The following is a 16,041-nucleotide window of genomic DNA, read 5'->3' as shown; positions in this document are numbered from 1 at the left end:
GACAAGGGCCGGAGTGGCTAACAACAGAAGCCCGGCAGTAAGTGGCGGCGCGGCGGCCCTACGCGGCCAGCAGCAGCTCGGGGCGTTTCCGCCGGAGGAAAAGCTTTTCGGCCGTAGACAGCAGCGGATGGTAGCGCTGACTGATCATGAAAATCAGCATCTGGTAGAATAAGATGCCGTAGTTGGTTTGGCCGAAGATGCCGAACTCGGTAAATGAGTTGATCAGGATGGGAATGAAGATGCTGATAATCAGTAGGCGCTTTTCGGGAGCAGAGTAGGTCAGAAACCCGCGTACCGTGCAAACCAACTGCGCCAGCACCAGCCCAAACCCTACCAAGCCCAGGTTCAGAAGCACCTGAATGAAGGTGTTGTGGGTCATTTGCGCAGCATACGTATGCGTGCTCTGGAAGTAGTCGCCGTAGGCAATACGCATGAAGCCGTAGCCTAGGAGCGGCTCTTTCGGTAGTCCTTCGGTGAGCAGGGCTTTCCAGAATGGCAGGCGGCCCGTTAGGCTAAGTACTTCTTCCAAACCGCCCTGCTTGACAAACACGTTCTGCACCACCAAGGGCACTATCAACAAGGCACTAGCTGCCACCGCCAGCTTCAGGCGCGCCCGCCCCGATTGCCACACGTGAAACAACACTAGCAACAGAAACCCAACCAGAGAGGACCGGGAACCCGTCAGGAGTAGGGCGTAGAATACCGGCAGCATTTTCACCAGCGTAAGGCGGAAGTGATGCCGGCGGTAGAGGTCGAAGGCGAGGCAGGACAGGCACACTACGCACAGCATACCCAGTTCATTGGGGTTCATGAGGAAGCCACCCAAGCGTGCTTCCTCGCCGCCGTGGGTCATGCGGTAAAACACGTCGGGTGCTACCAGCATGCCCACCACAAAAAGCACCACCATCAGAAAGGAAGCGTTGCCCAGTACGTTCGACAAGCGAATGGTACTCGTGGGAAAGAACGACTCAAGCAGCGAAAAGCACTTGACGAAGTAGAAAGCGAAAACAAAGCTTTCTACATCCATGAGCAGTTGAAGCATAGAGTAGCCAGGGTCAGTAGACCAGAGCACCGATGCCAAGCCCAGGAGCAGGTAACCGCCATAAAGCAGCGGAGCAAGGCTATTCTGCCACCGGAAGGAATCTACCGCCCCCCGACGCAGGATGAGCTGATAAACGCCCACGATGGCGCCCGTCATGGCAAGGCGGCTGGCTATTTTGAGCACCCGCGTAACGCCCACGTTGTCGCTCCAGGTGAAAAAGCCGGCAATCTTAATCAGCAGGATAACAGTCAGGACTACCTGCAAGGTGCGCAGAAACCCACGGTACCGCAGGGCTGATGATGCGGCGGGAAGAGAAAGAGTAGAAGTGCTATGCATAGTATGCCCGCCGATACATGCGCTGGTATTCCTGAAGGAGCGTGGGCCAGTAGAATGCGGTGGTAACCATGGCGTGGCAACGCTGGCTGAGCTGCTGGCGGGGAGTATTGATCCACTGCTGGTACACCTGCCGGAGGCCCGCCGCTAACTGGGAAGGCTGCGCTTCTTCTACCACCTGCCCACACTCAAAGTGCCGGATATAGGAGCCCATATTGGTGGCTTCCGTCACCACGCAGGGAATACCCAGTGAAGCGGCTTCCAGCACGGCGGTAGGTAGCCCTTCGTAGTGGGAAGGATGGGCAAACACATCCAACTGCGCTAGCAAGCCCATTTTCTCATTGCCGAAGCGGCTGCCCAGCACTTTTACCTTGCCGGCGGGTACGGCGGCCGCCCAGCGTTCTACTTTTTCCCGGTCGGGGCCGTCGCCAATAATCCACAGCTCTGCCGAGGGCATGTGCTGGGCAAACTCGGCAAACCCCGCAATCAGGCAGCTCAGGCCCTTGTGCTTTTCATCGAGGCGGCCACAGAAGCCCACTCGGAAGATGCCCCGCGGCTCCGTTCGGCACACTTCCATAAGGGGCATTTCAAAACCGTAGGGCAGTAGGCAGGTGGGCAGGCCGGCCCGCAGGCCGCGCAGGCCCGTTACTTCGCTTTGCCCTAGGCAGTGCACCAGCGCCGCCCCTTGCAGCAGGTGACGCTCACACAACCGGAGGTACAATTGCTTTACCAAGCCATTTTTGCGCATGGCCTGGGCGCTATAGCTACCGTGAGGCGTCACCACGTAGTGAATACCCAGCTCAGTCAGCTTTTTAGCGGCCGAATAATACGCGGGAATGAAGCCCCCGTGCAGGTGAACCACGGCCTGACCAGCCATCTGCGTGAGGGCCGACACCAGTTCGGGGTGCACTTGGAAGGGGTTGCGGCACGCCCGAAACAGGCGGGTGGTAAAATCACGGGGCGGGTAGTTTTCTACCACATCTTGGGTAATGCCCCACACCTCCGCATTCCAGCCAGCTCGGCATTGCTGCGTAGCTAAGGCATGTACTACCTTGTTCACGCCGTTCATCCTTTCTGGATTTGCTTTGCCTAGTATGAGATGAATTACTTTCATAGAGTTTCTTGAGTTGGGGAAGCCAGGATTTCAGTTGCTTGTTGGGATTCAGCCTGCCATACCACTAGGGCCCAGTACAAGCCCAGCACGGCCTGCGCCACAATCCAGCCTAGCACCACGCCACTGGCTTGCCAAGTGCCAACCAGCCACCGCGCCAGCCCGAACGAGACGGCCACGCTGAGCACGTAGCCCACGAAGTAGGGCCGGGCGCTAGGCAACAGGCGCACGGTGAGGCGCAGCGGGTACACTAGCAGAATAACCACGTAGAGCAAGCAGCACCAGCGCAACACGTTGCAGTACTGGGCGCTATCTGCTTGTAGCCACTCAATGATAGGACCCGCCAGCCCAAACAAAGCCAGGATGGGCAGGGCCGCCAGCAAGAGCATGGTGCGCGCCAGGCGGGCACGCTGCTGGGCAAACAAGGCGGGTTGATGAACGTACTGGCTCAGCTTGGGCAGGGCATAGTTTTCCGCGGCTTGCAGCCCCACGTTGAACAGGCCCATGAAGGTTTGGGCCAGCCGCAGCACCCCCAGCATCGCGGCGCTGCCCGTCCAGCCGGCAAATACTAGCAAGGCGTTGGAGGAAAGCCACTGCACCAGCACAGTAGGGAGAAGCCAGCGGGCTTGCAGCCAGTGCGCTGCAACGAAGTGACGCTCGAACCGAATGCGAAAGGTGAGCCGTAGCGCCCAGCCGGATAGTAGCAGAGCAGGAACGGTAGTTAGTCCTACCGCCCACAGCACGGCGGGCAGCGTAGCGGCTTCGTGGTGCAAGGCCCAGTAGGCGAGCACCAGCAGCTGCCCTCCCGCCGATAGGACGTCGCTGGCGAGGGCTACTTGCACGTTACCGTCGGCCAATAGCAGTTTGCGGGCGGTATCCTGCCCGCAACACACCACCATGCATACCAGAAAGGCGGGTAGCGCCAGCGTACCATAGTGCAAGGCCAGGGCCCCCGCTGCTACCACTACCACAGCCGCCAGGCTAAAGCCCATTTGCATGGCCAGCAGCGCTTGGCGGTAGGCTGGCCGGCGGGTGGCAGCCGTTTGCCCGTACACGGTTTGCATGGGCTGGCTGACGAAGGCTCCTTGCAGCGCCAAGGCCAGCAACAACACCATCTGCCAGGCACTGTACTCCCCAAAGGTGGCCAAGCCACTGAGCTTGGCAATAAAAATATTGGTGAGAAAGGAAGTGGCGCTGACCACTGCCTGGCCCGCTACTACCCAGTAGCGGGCCGGCAGGGTCGGCCAGCTACGCCGTAGCGGGAGTGCCAGCATGGGCTTCACTGGCTAGCTGCCAGGTAGTTTGCCGAGCGGAGCGCTTCCAGAAGGAGCGCAATGGGCTGGGCTGGTAGCCTTCGCGATTCAAGCAGAAGTGCACGTTGGGAAGCTTGTACTCCGCTACCAGCAGTTCCAGCTCCTTGATGCGGTGCAGAGGGGTAGTGCGGCTATCCAGCAATACCAAGTTTACGTCGGCGCCGGCCATTACGGCCAGGCTGTGGCTATCCTCGGCCAAGGCCAGGTTGTGCACCAGCATCAGCTCCGAGCTGAGGGTGTCGGGATTCAGCGTGTTATGGTCGTTAATGTAAATGCAGCGGGTCTTTTTCCCTTGGGCGTCCAGGGCTGCCGCCAGATTCTCGAAGAAGAAGGAGTGGCCTTCCAGGTCGGTGAAAGCACTCACAACCAATTTACTACCCATGGGCAGCAGGCCTTTCAGCTCCAAGCGGGTAGCCAACTGCCGGAAGTACGCCACGCGCTGCCCGGCCGTAGCCAGGTAGGGCACGCTAGCCGCAATGGGGATGATGGTTTCCTTCTGAACCTGGTGCGTATCGTTGGGGGTAGCATGCAGCAGGGAGAATAGGTATACCAATACGGTACCAACCAGCATACCCAGGAAGCCAGACACGGCCAGCACCAGCTCGTGGTTGGGGGCAATGGGCTTATCGGGCACTGCGCCCTCCGAAATGATTCGGTGCGAGGACGTGGGAGCGGCCTTGGCAATTTCGGCTTCAGTCTTTTTCTCGTGCAGCAGCGTGTAAAGCTTCTCGTTCAACTGGAAGTTACGCTCCAGAATAGCCAGGTTTTTCTCGCGGGTGGGCAAGCCCACAAAGCCTTTCTCCGCCTGGCGGATGGCCTGGTCGATTTCGCCATACTTGATGGTCAGGGCGTTGCGGGTGTTCTTGATGCTTTCCAGCAGGTAGCCATTCAGGTCGGCCAGCTTCTGGTCAATAGCTACCACCTTCTCATCCTCGGGCTTGAAGCGAAGCAGCATGTCGCGCTTATCTGCTTGCAGCTCCTTCATCTTCTTCACCATGTCGTTGGAGAGCAGATCGTTGAACGCCTCGAAGGTGGGGGCCAGCTCCAAAATGTTCTTCTTGCCCGACTGCATGTACTGGTACAGGCTATTGGCCGCCGCTAGGCTCATGCGCAGGTTGGCGCGCTGAATTTTCATCTCCGAAATCTTGTGCAGTTCCGTGTCGGTTTCCTGCCCAATGTTCACAATGCGCTTCTGGTCGCGGTAGCCTTCAATGGAGTTTTCGGAATGGGCTAGGCTCTCCCCCACCGTCTTCAGCTGCTTGTCAATGAACTCCACCGAGGTGTTAGCCACCTTGTATTTGTTTTCGAGGTAGTCCGTCATGTACGCCCCCGACAGCGCATTTACTAGGTCGGCGGCTTTTTCGGCTACCGGGCTGCGGAAGCTTACCCGAATAACGGCTACGTCCTTGTCCACGCTAGTGATGTCGAGGTGGTCTAGCACGTCCTGCATAAGCTGGGTGCGGGAGTGATGAACAAACTCGTAGGTGTCGGCCAAGGCCAGGCCGGGCTTGGCTTGGAGCAGCGCCTGGTTTTTCTCGATGACTACATTGGCACCGGCAAAATGCAGGAGTTGACCAAACTGGCCGACTACGGTTTCGCCATCGGGCGAGGTAAGAGCCAACTGGTTGTCGGCGTTGATTTCCAGCTTGAAGGGCTGATCTTCCCACTTGCGGTTGCGGAGTTGCAGGGTCACAGCAAATGGGCTTTGCTTGTACAGCTCCGTCTTGCGGATTTCACCCACCCGGTAAGTGCTCAGGTCGAACGGAAGCTGTTGTAAGGCCTTGCCTACCAGGAACTGTGACTTGATAAGCTCCACTTCGGCGCCCGTCTTGTTATTGGGCGAAAAGGCGTCGGAGGTCTTAATCAGGGTAGTATTGATGGGGCCTTCGTTTGCTTCGGCCAGCTTGATTTTGGCCGTGCTCTCGTAGAGTGGCGTGGCGTAGCGGAGGTACTCATAGGCAGCTAGTACGGCCAGGGCCGTGCAAAGCAGGATTATCGGGAGGCCCCGCCACAGGGTGCGTACTACACGCAGATTGTTTTTTAGCTCGCTCATAGTGCAAATACCAAACGGGTGAGGACGATAATAGCGGTGATGCTGGAGGCAACGGCCAGGGCCGTGCCCGATTTCTTGTCGAACTGCTTACCGTTGCGGGCCGGGATGTACACCACGTCGCCGGGTAGCACCACAATGTTGTTCAGGTCGAAATGATCGAGCTGGGTTAAGTCTACCTCCAGCTCCCGCACGTCCGAGCCATTGGCCCGGAGCACCTTCACGTGTTCCTTATCGGCGTGCACGCTGAAGTCACCGGCGCGCCCTAGCACTTCAACCAGAGTGTTGCGCTCTTTTTCAAGCAACTGGGTGCCGGGGGTGTTCACCTCACCCAGAACCGTAATTTCCTTGTTGAGGACCTTGATGTTCACCTGGGGGTTCACAATCCACTGGCTTAGCACCTGCTTCAAGTTTGCCTCCGCTTCTGGCACGGTTAGCCCTTGCACTTGGAAGGCCCCAACCTTTGGCAGTGACACTTTGCCGGTAGCATCTACCAGCAGCCACTTGCCATAAATCTCGTTGGAGTTGTAGATGCTGTAGATAGAGCCAACGCTAAGTTCCTCGTGGTCCCACACGCTCACGCTCAGCTTGTCGTCTTTGCGAATCTGATACTGGTAGTCGGGGTCAAGCGTCAGCTTTTTATACTCCGTTTTGCTTGCTGATTGAAATAAGTTCTGCGTGCAGCTTGTCAGCAAACAAAGCCACAGCAGCAGGCCCGGAAGTACGAGTCGTTTCATAAGAACACTAATGAGAAAAAAGGGAGAGCCCACCGAGAAAGGTGAAGGTGAAGCTCAACAGATTGAAGAATGAAAGAAGACGGGAGGAACGGGGAGGCTTTTGGCGGGCCAGCATGGTGCGCACTACCAAGATCTTGGCTAGCACCGCCCCTATTTTGGAAGTAAGCTGTTCGTCCTTGACGATGTAGTCGAAGGCACCGTACTTGAGCGACTCTACGGCCACCTCCACTTGCTGCTGTCCGCTCACAAACACCACGTAGATGTCGGGGTTGAAGCGCTTGATGGCCTTGAGCGTGTCGGTACCCGATACGCTGTCCATTACTTGATCTAGAAAGATGATATCCGGCTCCTCGATGAGGGCGTTTAGGCACGTGGCCCCACTTTCGAAACTGTGAACATCCTCGAAGCCATTGATGCGGAGGGCGTTTTCCATGAGTTTCAGGCAGAACGGGTCGTCGTCCACCACAAAGATTTTGTGTCGCTCTTTTAGCATAGGTGTTGTTTTGGTCTGCCTTATACCACATGCATACCAAAAGCAACTTTTGCTTTAAGTGTTTATTTAGCAATCACTTATAAACTAACAAGCTCGTGCCAAAGCTCTATTTTCTGGATCATCGTCCAGGAAGTGGAGTAGCTTACCCTGGTTCTTGGGGGTAGCCATGGGTAGCAGTAATCTTAGCCCGCTACCGTATCCAGTGTCGCTTAGTTGGCAGCGCCGATTGGCTATGGTAGCTCTACTATCAACTTACAGGATGCCACTCGTACGGGCCAGTGCTGGCGCTTGGGAATAGCCTTTCCCTCCGTGAGAAGATGAGCAGCTAGGGCTCGCACAATTCAGGAGATTCTGCCTCGGTATGGTTGGGCGGGTTCTCTAATGCAGCAGTCCATAATCTAGAGCAGATCTCTACCTATTGGACGGCCTCATATGTAGGGTTATCATTTAAACACCTGGCAAACAGGCGCTTTGTAGTAGCACAGGAAGTTGGTCCCGCATTGGCAGGTACTGGCGCACGGGGGTATGCATCCATCACTCCCCAACCTCGTCTACCTCCTTACTTCTTTTCCCATGTCCGATTCTACCCTTGCTGGTCTCACTCAGGTTGGTATACCCCCTAGGTTATTGTGCCGGTGGCCAGCTGTGCTAGGCGCCCTAGCTGCGTGCGTGCTATCAATTGGAAAACCTGCCTACGCCCAGGAGCCTACATGGCGCTGGGCATCGCACTCCACGGAAAATGGTAATGTGGTAGTGGCAAAAGTTGCCACCGATGCCGCTGGCAACAGTTACGTTACGGGGCGCTTTACCCATCACCTTCAGCTTGGCTCCTACTCGCTGCAAAGCGTGGGCAGCAGCGACGTATTTGCGGCCAAGCTGTCGGCAAGTGGGGAGTGGCAGTGGGCTACCGCCGCAGGAGGAGCTGGCACCGACATGGCATCGGGCCTCGTGGTGGACGCCGACGGCAACGTAACTGTGGCCGGGTCCTTCACGGAATCGGCAAGCTTTGGCAGCTTCACCAAACGCAGCCAAGGCGGCCACGATATGTTTGTGGCTAGCCTCACCCCTGCTGGTACGTGGCGTGCCGTGAGCACCGCAGGAGGCACCGAGCAGGACCAAATCACCGCAATAGCGCTGGACGCTCAGCACAATGTGGTGGTGGGCGGTCGTTTCCGGGGCGAAGTATCTTTCGAGACCAACACCCTAAGCAGCACTGCTACTTCGGATGCTTTCGTGGCGAAGCTCGACGACCAAGGCCGGTGGGTGTGGGCCCGCCAAACCCAGGGCAGCGACCAAACGGTTATCAACAGCCTCACCATTGGTCACGCGGGAGACATATATACGGCCGGCTACTTTGCCGGAACCACCCACCTTGGCCCCGCCCAGCTGACTAGTGCCGGAACCCACGATGCCTTCGTAGCCAAGGTAGATGGAGCTGGCAACTGGCAGTGGGCCACAACCGGTGGTGGCCCCAGCACCGACTACGCCAAAGCCATAGCCGTTAGTGCCGATGGCAACGTGTTCGTGACGGGCTCCTTTAGCGGGCGCGCTTCCTTTGGCGCCTTTGATTTTCTAAGCCAGGGCGGAGACGACGCCTACGTGGCCCGGCTCACGCCCCAAGGCCAGTGGCAGTGGGTATATACGGTACGCGGAAACGCTATGGAAGACGCTACTGATGTGTGCCTGGGCCCGGGAGGTAGCATTTACATTACCGGTTGCTTTAGCCGGGGGGCCCAGTATGGCACATCTACCCTGGTCAGCCAAGGCAGCACCGACCTTTTCATGGCTCGCCTCAGCAAAAGTGGCCGCTGGCTCGATTTCCTAACCTTTGGCAGCCTTGCTACTGACGACGCCGGCACCATCCGGACTGCACCCAACGGCGACGTGTATGTGGGCGGAATATTAGGCTCTGCTGCGCGTTTAGGCGCCTTTTCAACCGGCAATGCTTTAAACCAGCTCTTCGTTGGCCGCGTGGAATTTCCCGTCCGGATGACTGCTGATATTCGATAATCTACTTGCTAATACGTCGTTAATTATACCTCCACAATTGGTAGGCACAGGCGGCATACTTGCAGGCTGAGCTCAAGATAAGAACAGCCTTTCTCTTAATAGCCTGCGGCAGCTACCCACTAGTAGAGAGTAGTAGCCGCAGGCTAAAATGATGGTACGGCGGTGGGTTCTTCGGGCAGTATTACCGTGAACGTGGTGCCAGCACCCAGTGTACTAGCAACATCTAGGGTGCCGCCGCGCCGGTGTACCAGCGTGCTAATTAAGTGCAGCCCCAGCCCTGCTCCTTCGCCTTCGGTGGTCAGGCGCGTGAAGGGCTGGAACAGCCGGTCCCGGTCGCGTGCCAAGTCAATGCCGCGTCCGTTATCCGTCACCTTAAGCTCCACCATTTGCCCTTGGCGGCGGCTCTGTACCTGGATTACGGGAGCCCGCTCCGGCGACCGGTATTTGAGCGCGTTATACACCAGGTTGCGCATAATGCTTTCCAGGTAAGCTTGAGGGTAGCGGATGGTGGGAGCCGCGCCAAAATCGGCGGTAAGAGTGCCTTGTTGCTGGTGAAGCAGTTCGGTCACTTCTGCTTCTACGGTGGCGTAGACCTCAGCCCAGGCAATGGTACCGGTGGCGGGGGCGGCCGCCTCGTACTGGGTGTGCAATACTTGCAGCAGCCCGCGCACCGTGTTCGATAGGCGCTGAACTTCCTGCTCCAGCAACGTCACAATGTGGTCTTGCGCGGAGCCGGGTTCTTCCTCGTAGTATAGCTCCAGCAGTCCTTGCAAGTTGGTGGCCGGACTCTTGAGGTCGTGGGCGACGATGTGCACAAACGAATCCAGGGAGGCATTCATGTTGCGCAACACGTGGTTCAGGCGCTGCGCTTCGTGCACGGCCCGGGCCCGGGCCAAAGCGCGGCCGGCGTAATCGGCCACCAGAGAGAAAAAGGTGTGGTAGGCTTCGTCGAGGGGGCGGCGGGCGCTCAAGCCCACGATGAGTATAGTGGCCGGACCACTGTTTGCTTCGCCCACGAACAGTGGCAAAAGCAACGCCCGCGTGGGCGCCTCCGGCCACTCGCCGGTGGGCCATACCCCAAAGCGCTCTTGCAGGGAGGCTACTAGTAGGGGCCGGCCCTGTTGCAATACAGCGCCCACGGGCCAGCCCAAGTTGCTGTTTGCGGGGGGTGAGAGGGCAATGATGGTAGGAGCGGTCGGCTCGCCGGCCGGCAACCCAAACCACGCCCGCAGTTGTGCTTGCGTTGTGCCTTCTTCGTGCGTGTAGAGCAAGGCGAAAGGAATATCATCGGCGTTGGTAGACAATGCCGAGATGATGTGCTGGGTTGCTTCCGCCGGCTGAACCGACAACGCGGTTTGGGACGTGAGGTGACTGAGCAAAGCCAGCCGCCGCTGTTGCAGCACGGTAGAAGTAGTTTCTAGGGCCGTAACGAAAATGCCCCCAACGGTGCCTGCCTCGTTGTAAATAGGGCTATGGGAGAAATTAAAATAGGTTTCCTCAATAAACCCCTGTCGGTTGGGCAGCACCAACTGATTCTCGAAGTACGTTGCCTGGCCCGCCAGCACAGAAGCGAAGATTCCTTGCAGGAAGGGCCACATTTCGCGCCACCAGGGCTCGGCGGGTTGGCCCAGGGCGCCGGGGTGCTTACCCTGTAGAATAGTGGCGTACCCGTCGTTATAAAAGTGCACCAGCTGGGGGCCCCAGTGCACCATCATGGGAAAGCGCGAGCCCAGCATAATGCTAACGGCCGTGCGGAGGCATTGGGGCCAACCGCGTACCGGCCCCAACAGAGTAGCAGACCAATCTAATTCCCGAATGCGCTGCCCCATCTCCCCGCCTCCGGGAAACAAACGCATCAGCAAGTCCGCTTCCGACTGCGATTCTTCCTGAACAGGCAACGAAGGTGACGAAGACATACTACAGTAAATATCAGCGCGAACCAGCAATCAAGACCATAGGTCAACGAGAGAGGCTATTAACAGGTTAGACCGAATAGGACAGTATCGGTACTACCTTGGCTATCAAAAGTAGTCTTTAAAGTTCAGCATAGTGGGATTATCTCCCCGCATTAGGCGCCGAAAACGGCAATTTTTGTTCAGCTTGGAACGGGCAGCTCATCGGGCTGTTAGGTTTGACGACGCTAGGCAGGCACCTGTACGTGGAGGTAGCGAACGTGTCATTCGGGTTGGCAGCCCAATAGTAGGCAGCGCCCACCAGCCGGTAGGAAGGCAGAATCAGGAAGCAGCACAAAGCCCCTCCGCGCTGCTTACCTTACCTGGTAGTAGGCAAGGTAGGCAGTGCGGAGGGGCTAGTCATAGAGGGCGGGCGCTATAAAGCGCTTACCAATTCGCGCCAAGCTTCTTGCTCTGGGAGGCCGGGCTTGCGCTTGCCAAACAGCAACAGCAAGTTGTGGCCAGCGGCATCAAACAGCTCCACCGAGGTCACGATGCCGTCGGCAGTTGGTTTCTGTACGGCCCAGGCTTGGGCAACGTCCCCGAGCTTGAGGTGCAGGTTGAAGTCGGGGTCCAGCACGTTAAGCCAGGGGCCGGTAGGAACAATACGCTCCGTGAGGCCCGTGTGAATCTGGATGCAGCCGCGGCTAGCCACAAACAGCATGACGGGCAACTGCTGTGCCGAGGCGGTACGCAGGGCCTGGTCGATGGCCGTAACGTCTAGTCGGCGTACCAGCTCCGGCGGGGCTAAGCGTAGCGCCTGCGTGCGGCTTACCTTAAATGTGCGAAGCAAACCAAAAAACTCGTGTGTATCCTGGAGGGCCCGCCACGCCGCCCGAAAGCCGTCCACGTCGATAGCGGCATCGTCGGCTTCGGGGTCGGGAGTTGGAGTAGATTGGGTGGTGAGGCTAACGGGCTGGGAGCTAGCCCGGAATTGCGCTACCAGGGTATCGTAGGCGGCCGCATTACTTTCTTCTAGCAGGTAGATCTTGTGCACAGCCTCCCCATCGGCGGCAAAAAACTGGAGGCTGCGACGGCCGTTTTCCTCTACCGCGAAGCCAAACTGCCAGTAGCTCATAAACAGGCGCAAGTCAATGTCTTCGCCCAGCACCAGACCTACGTGGCCGTTAAAGGAAACCTTTTGATACTGGCCCTTTCGCTCGTGCACTGCACTGTCGTTGCGGGTAAGAGCCAGTACGCGGCCCAGGGTGGGCACTTGCTTAAGAAGCTCCTGAAAGTCGCCGTGCAAGAAAACCACCGGCGAATTGGGATGGCTAGTGCAGCGGGTAGCTAGCAGCTCGGCCTCGCTGGCGTGCAGCGCCCGGGCGGCATCACGAATACGGGTTTTCGGGTTTTGCTGCTGGTAGGCGTGCCAGCGCTCGGCCAGGGAGGCAGTTAGAGTTTCCATAAAAGAAGAACAAGAGTAGGGAGTAAAGCAAAGAATAACGCCGCAGTAAGCATCAGCGCACGATGCGTGGGCAGGGCACAATGAGCGGGCAGCCAAGGCCAGGATGTTGCAGTAGCTGCACCTCCAGCTGAAAGGCCCGGTGAATGCTCTCGCACGTAAGTACTTGCCCGGGAGTGCCGTAGGCCAAGCCTTGGCCGTGGTGTAGTAAAAGGACGCGGTCGGCGTACTGGGCGGCTAGGTTTAAATCGTGGAGTACGGCAATGACACCAAAGCCCCGGGCCACCAGCCCCCGCGCAATAGCAAGGGTGTGGTGCTGGTGGTGCAAATCGAGGCCCGTGAGGGGCTCATCCAGCAGCAAAAAGCCGTTGGGCGCTTCCCACACCTGGGCCAGCACCCGCGCCAACTGGGCCCGCTGCTGCTCTCCGCCCGAAAGCGTGGGGTAGCTGCGGCCCGCCAGCGCCGACAGCCCCACCGTATTGAGGGCGGCTTCCACAATCCAGTGGTCGGTGGGGGTTGGTTGCCCCAGGAAGTGCGGGTAGCGCCCCATCATAACCAGCTCAGCCACGGGGAAATCGAGGGCCAGCAGGTGGTGTTGGGTAAGGATGGCGCGGCCCTTAGCCAGCGCAGCCGGGGAGTGGGCGGCCAGGGGGCGGCCCTGAAACTGCACGCAGCCGCTAGTGGGTAGCAGGTCGCCGCTAAGCAAGCGCAGCAGGGTAGATTTGCCCGCCCCGTTGGCCCCCACAACAGCCAACAACTCTCCTGGGCGGGCCCGGAGGGAAATCTGTTGCAGCAGAATTTTCCGACCGGTTTGGTACGTCAGATTTTCACAAGTAAACATACGGCAAGGGGTAGGCTACCTGCCTACAGAAGAGGTAGCGGTGACGACTAAGCGCGGCGCAGCTTCCGCTGGCGCAGCAAAATCCAGAGAAAAGTAGGCGCCCCGAGCAGGGCGGTAAGAATACCAATGGGTAGCTCGGCCGGGGCTACTAGGGTACGCGCTAGCGTATCGGCCAGCACCAGCACCGCGGCCCCACCCAGGGCCGAGCCCGGCAGCACCCGGCGGTTGTCGGGGCCTGCCACTATGCGAATAAGATGGGGGACCAACAGTCCCAAAAAGCCAATGGAGCCCACCACTGCCACGCTAGCGCCCACCGCCAAGGTCGACAAGCCTATGAGTTGACGCTTAAGACTGTTCACGGGCAAACCTAAGTGGGCAGCTTGTTCCTCGCCCAGAGCCAGCAGATTCAGCGGCTTACCCAGGCGGGGCAGCAGCAGCAGCGGGAACAGCAAAAACGGAAGGAGGCGCAGCACCGTCGGCCAGGAGGCGCCGCCTAGGCTGCCTAGGCCCCAGAACGTGATGCTGCGCAGTTGCTCGTCGGTGGCTACGTAGGTGAGCAAGCCCGTGCAGGCGCCCGCCAACGCGTTGATGGCAATGCCTACCAGCAGCATGGTTGCTACTACCGTGCGGCCTCCTTCGCGGGAGATGCGGTAGACCAGAAAGGTAGTGCCGCATGCCCCGGCAAAAGCCACCAGCGGCAGTAAGTAGAACCCCAACCACTCCCGTAGAGGCCCCCAGCTCGTTAGTAGCGCCATCAGCTTTACGTCTAACACAATGGTAGCCACGGCTGCCAGCGAGGCTCCCGACGAGATACCGATTAGCCCGGCATCGGCGAGGGGGTTGCGGAATAGCCCCTGCATGCTAGTGCCCGCCAGCCCTAATGCCGCCCCTACCAGCACACCTAGGCACACCCGCGGCAGGCGAATGGCCCACAGCACGGCCTCTTGTTGGGGCTCAAAGGCTAAGCTGGTTGTGAGCCCCAGCTTGTGCAGCAGAATACCGAGCAGGGCCGGCACCGGAATAGATAGGGCCCCGGCTCCCGCCCCTATTACTACGGCCGCCAAGAGCAAGAATACCAAGCCCGGCAAGAGCAGACGCTGCCGCTTGGGCACTGGGGCTACCGCTTGGGGCCGGAGTAGAGTGGGCGGAGCAGGCAGCGCGGGGGCTTGGCTGAGAGTAGTCATGCAGAAATGTTATTTCAACTTGCTGGCCAGCTCCGCCGTGGCCTGGCCCAGGCGGGGGCCAAACCCAGTGAGCAACTGCCCATCCATTTCTATTATGCGGCCGGTACGGCCCGCCGTGGTTTGTGCTACCCCCGGAATCTGGAGCAGGCCGGCCGTTCCGCCCAGGCTTTGCAGCCCGCTGTCGAACAGTAGTAGCACGTCGGGATTGGCAGCTACCAGGGCTTCCGCCGTCAGGGGCTTGAAGTCGGAAAAGCCAGTGGCGGCATTGCGGGCCCCAGCCAGGTGTACCATTTTCTCCACCGAAGTACCCTGACCCGCTACCATGAGGGTGCCGGCTCCGCGGGCGTAAATAAATAGCACCTTAGGCGCCGTGGCCGACCTTTTCACTTTCGTCAAATCAGCGTCTAGGCGGGCCAGAACGGCGGGCACTTGGGCGGTGGCGCCAAACGTGGCTGCCATCTCTTTAATAAGCTGCTTGGTGCCGGCTACGGAATACTCTTGCCGAAATAGGTGCACCGCAATACCAGCCGCCTTTAGCTGGGACGCTACTTCTGGCTTCAACGATTCCGTGGTGCCCACCACCAGGGTAGGATTCAGAGCCAGTACGCCCTCGGCCGATATGTTGCGGTTGTGCCCCACTCTCGGAAGTTGAGCCAAAGATACCGGGTAGGTGCTGGTTACGTCTACGCCCACCAGCTGAGGCTGGCGGCCCAGGGCACAGATGATTTCACTGATAGTGCCATTGAGCGACACGATGCGCGGAGTAGCTGCCGCCGATTGCCGACCTACCATCAGCAGCAATAGGAGGCCAGAAAGCAGAAAAAAACGAAGGTGATGCATGGGTAAAGCAACGTTGTGCCGGCAGCGGACCACCCAACGGGCGCAATGCCTTGGACCCGGAGAGTAGGCGGCCCGCGCCGGACTTATTTCAGATTTACAGAACCGTTGGGCTGGTACACATAGCGGAAAGTGTAGTATCCGCTGGGCTCGGTGCCCGTAGGGGTAGCGGGAGCATCTTTGTAATAGCTCACTATTTCCAGCTTAGCGTACTTGCCCGTAGCTGTGCGCACCAGCAGTACGCGGCCCGCAATGGGCGTTACAATATGGGTAGTGGAGTTGTAGTTGTACCATCCTTTGCCAGAGCCGGTGGTAATGGCTTTGGCCGTGGGCGAGTCTACTTGGTACCCGGTGGTGGGAGCCGCTACTATTTCCGCAAACAGCCCTTCTTGTACAAGGGCGCCGCCCTGCCCGGGGCCGCTGCTACCTCCATTGGTCAGGATGGTTGTGCCCCGCACGGCAATATCCCACTTAGTGGTAGCCGAGTCAGTGTAAGGCACTTCGCTCTTGGTAGCCAGGTTGTAAAAGGCGTAGTGCTTGGGGGTGCCGGGCTGGCCGGTGGTTGGGTTGGTAGCACGGGGCATGGGCGCTAGGTTGGTTGTGGTTTCGGTTTTTAGCGCGGCCGCCGGCTGCACCTCGTTGGCATCGTCGTCGTCATTGGAGCAGGCACTGATACCAAGGGTTGCGCTGACAGCAGCCAGCAGCGTAAGGCGGGAGAATAGCTCGTTCATTG

At 58.7% G+C, this 16,041-nt stretch carries 13 protein-coding genes; 1 reads left to right on the top strand and 12 read right to left on the bottom strand.

Annotated elements, in window-relative coordinates; all coding sequences use genetic code 11:
* Positions 1 to 58: 58 nt before the first annotated feature.
* Genes CHB83_RS16465 through CHB83_RS16440 form a run of 6 tightly spaced genes read right to left on the bottom strand, consistent with a single transcriptional unit; the run spans position 59 to position 7,079 of the window.
* A complete protein-coding gene (locus CHB83_RS16465) occupies positions 59 to 1,378 on the bottom strand; it encodes an O-antigen ligase family protein (RefSeq protein ID WP_089333396.1) in 1,320 nt (439 codons plus the stop codon).
* The gene (locus tag CHB83_RS16460; RefSeq protein ID WP_089333395.1) at positions 1,371 to 2,489 is read right to left on the bottom strand and encodes a glycosyltransferase family 4 protein; all 1,119 of its coding nucleotides are present in this window, start codon (positions 2,487 to 2,489) and stop codon (positions 1,371 to 1,373) included. The genes CHB83_RS16465 and CHB83_RS16460 overlap by 8 nt, the downstream gene beginning before the upstream one ends.
* Positions 2,486 to 3,760 (bottom strand): MATE family efflux transporter, encoded by a 1,275-nt coding sequence (locus CHB83_RS16455; protein ID WP_089333394.1) that lies wholly within the window; start codon positions 3,758 to 3,760, stop codon positions 2,486 to 2,488. The genes CHB83_RS16460 and CHB83_RS16455 overlap by 4 nt, the downstream gene beginning before the upstream one ends.
* Positions 3,735 to 5,852 (bottom strand): GumC family protein, encoded by a 2,118-nt coding sequence (locus CHB83_RS16450; RefSeq protein ID WP_089333393.1) that lies wholly within the window; start codon positions 5,850 to 5,852, stop codon positions 3,735 to 3,737. Before CHB83_RS16450 ends, CHB83_RS16455 begins: the two co-directional genes overlap by 26 nt.
* Entirely contained in the window at positions 5,849 to 6,586 is a 738-nt protein-coding gene (locus tag CHB83_RS16445; protein WP_089333392.1) for a polysaccharide biosynthesis/export family protein, read from the bottom strand. Before CHB83_RS16445 ends, CHB83_RS16450 begins: the two co-directional genes overlap by 4 nt.
* Positions 6,587 to 6,593: 7 nt before the next feature.
* On the bottom strand, positions 6,594 to 7,079 hold the full coding sequence (locus CHB83_RS16440; protein ID WP_089333391.1) for a response regulator: 486 nt from the start codon (positions 7,077 to 7,079) through the stop codon (positions 6,594 to 6,596).
* Between the two features lie 573 nt (positions 7,080 to 7,652).
* Between CHB83_RS16440 and CHB83_RS16435 the strand changes: the two genes are divergently transcribed.
* Positions 7,653 to 9,089, top strand: coding sequence for an NHL repeat-containing protein (locus CHB83_RS16435; protein ID WP_143437162.1), 1,437 nt, complete (start codon positions 7,653 to 7,655; stop codon positions 9,087 to 9,089).
* A gap of 143 nt (positions 9,090 to 9,232) precedes the next feature.
* Here CHB83_RS16435 and CHB83_RS16430 read toward each other — a convergent pair whose 3' ends face one another.
* The 6 genes from CHB83_RS16430 to CHB83_RS16405 all read right to left on the bottom strand — a co-directional run bounded on the left by CHB83_RS16430 (position 9,233) and on the right by CHB83_RS16405 (position 16,039).
* Positions 9,233 to 11,005, bottom strand: coding sequence for a sensor histidine kinase (locus CHB83_RS16430; RefSeq protein WP_089333389.1), 1,773 nt, complete (start codon positions 11,003 to 11,005; stop codon positions 9,233 to 9,235).
* 412 nt (positions 11,006 to 11,417) lie between these two features.
* A complete protein-coding gene (locus CHB83_RS16425) occupies positions 11,418 to 12,449 on the bottom strand; it encodes a hemin-degrading factor (protein ID WP_089333388.1) in 1,032 nt (343 codons plus the stop codon).
* Positions 12,450 to 12,501: 52 nt separating this feature from the next.
* On the bottom strand, positions 12,502 to 13,287 hold the full coding sequence (locus CHB83_RS16420) for a heme ABC transporter ATP-binding protein (protein ID WP_089333387.1): 786 nt from the start codon (positions 13,285 to 13,287) through the stop codon (positions 12,502 to 12,504).
* Positions 13,288 to 13,334: 47 nt separating this feature from the next.
* Positions 13,335 to 14,471, bottom strand: a complete 1,137-nt coding sequence (locus CHB83_RS16415) for a FecCD family ABC transporter permease (RefSeq protein WP_089333386.1) — start codon at positions 14,469 to 14,471, stop codon at positions 13,335 to 13,337.
* Positions 14,472 to 14,480: 9 nt separating this feature from the next.
* Complete coding sequence (locus tag CHB83_RS16410) at positions 14,481 to 15,311, bottom strand: heme/hemin ABC transporter substrate-binding protein (protein ID WP_089333385.1); 831 nt, start codon at positions 15,309 to 15,311, stop codon at positions 14,481 to 14,483.
* 83 nt (positions 15,312 to 15,394) lie between these two features.
* Positions 15,395 to 16,039: an HmuY family protein gene (locus CHB83_RS16405; protein ID WP_089333384.1), complete on the bottom strand. Its 645-nt coding sequence runs from the start codon at positions 16,037 to 16,039 to the stop codon at positions 15,395 to 15,397.
* Between the last annotated feature and the right edge of the window lie 2 nt (positions 16,040 to 16,041).

The sequence above is a fragment of the Hymenobacter mucosus genome, assembly GCF_900188255.1.
In the GTDB taxonomy this organism is placed as follows: domain Bacteria; phylum Bacteroidota; class Bacteroidia; order Cytophagales; family Hymenobacteraceae; genus Hymenobacter; species Hymenobacter mucosus.
Note: the sequence above shows the minus strand (reverse complement) of the source record. Positions and strands in the feature narration are given on the sequence as shown.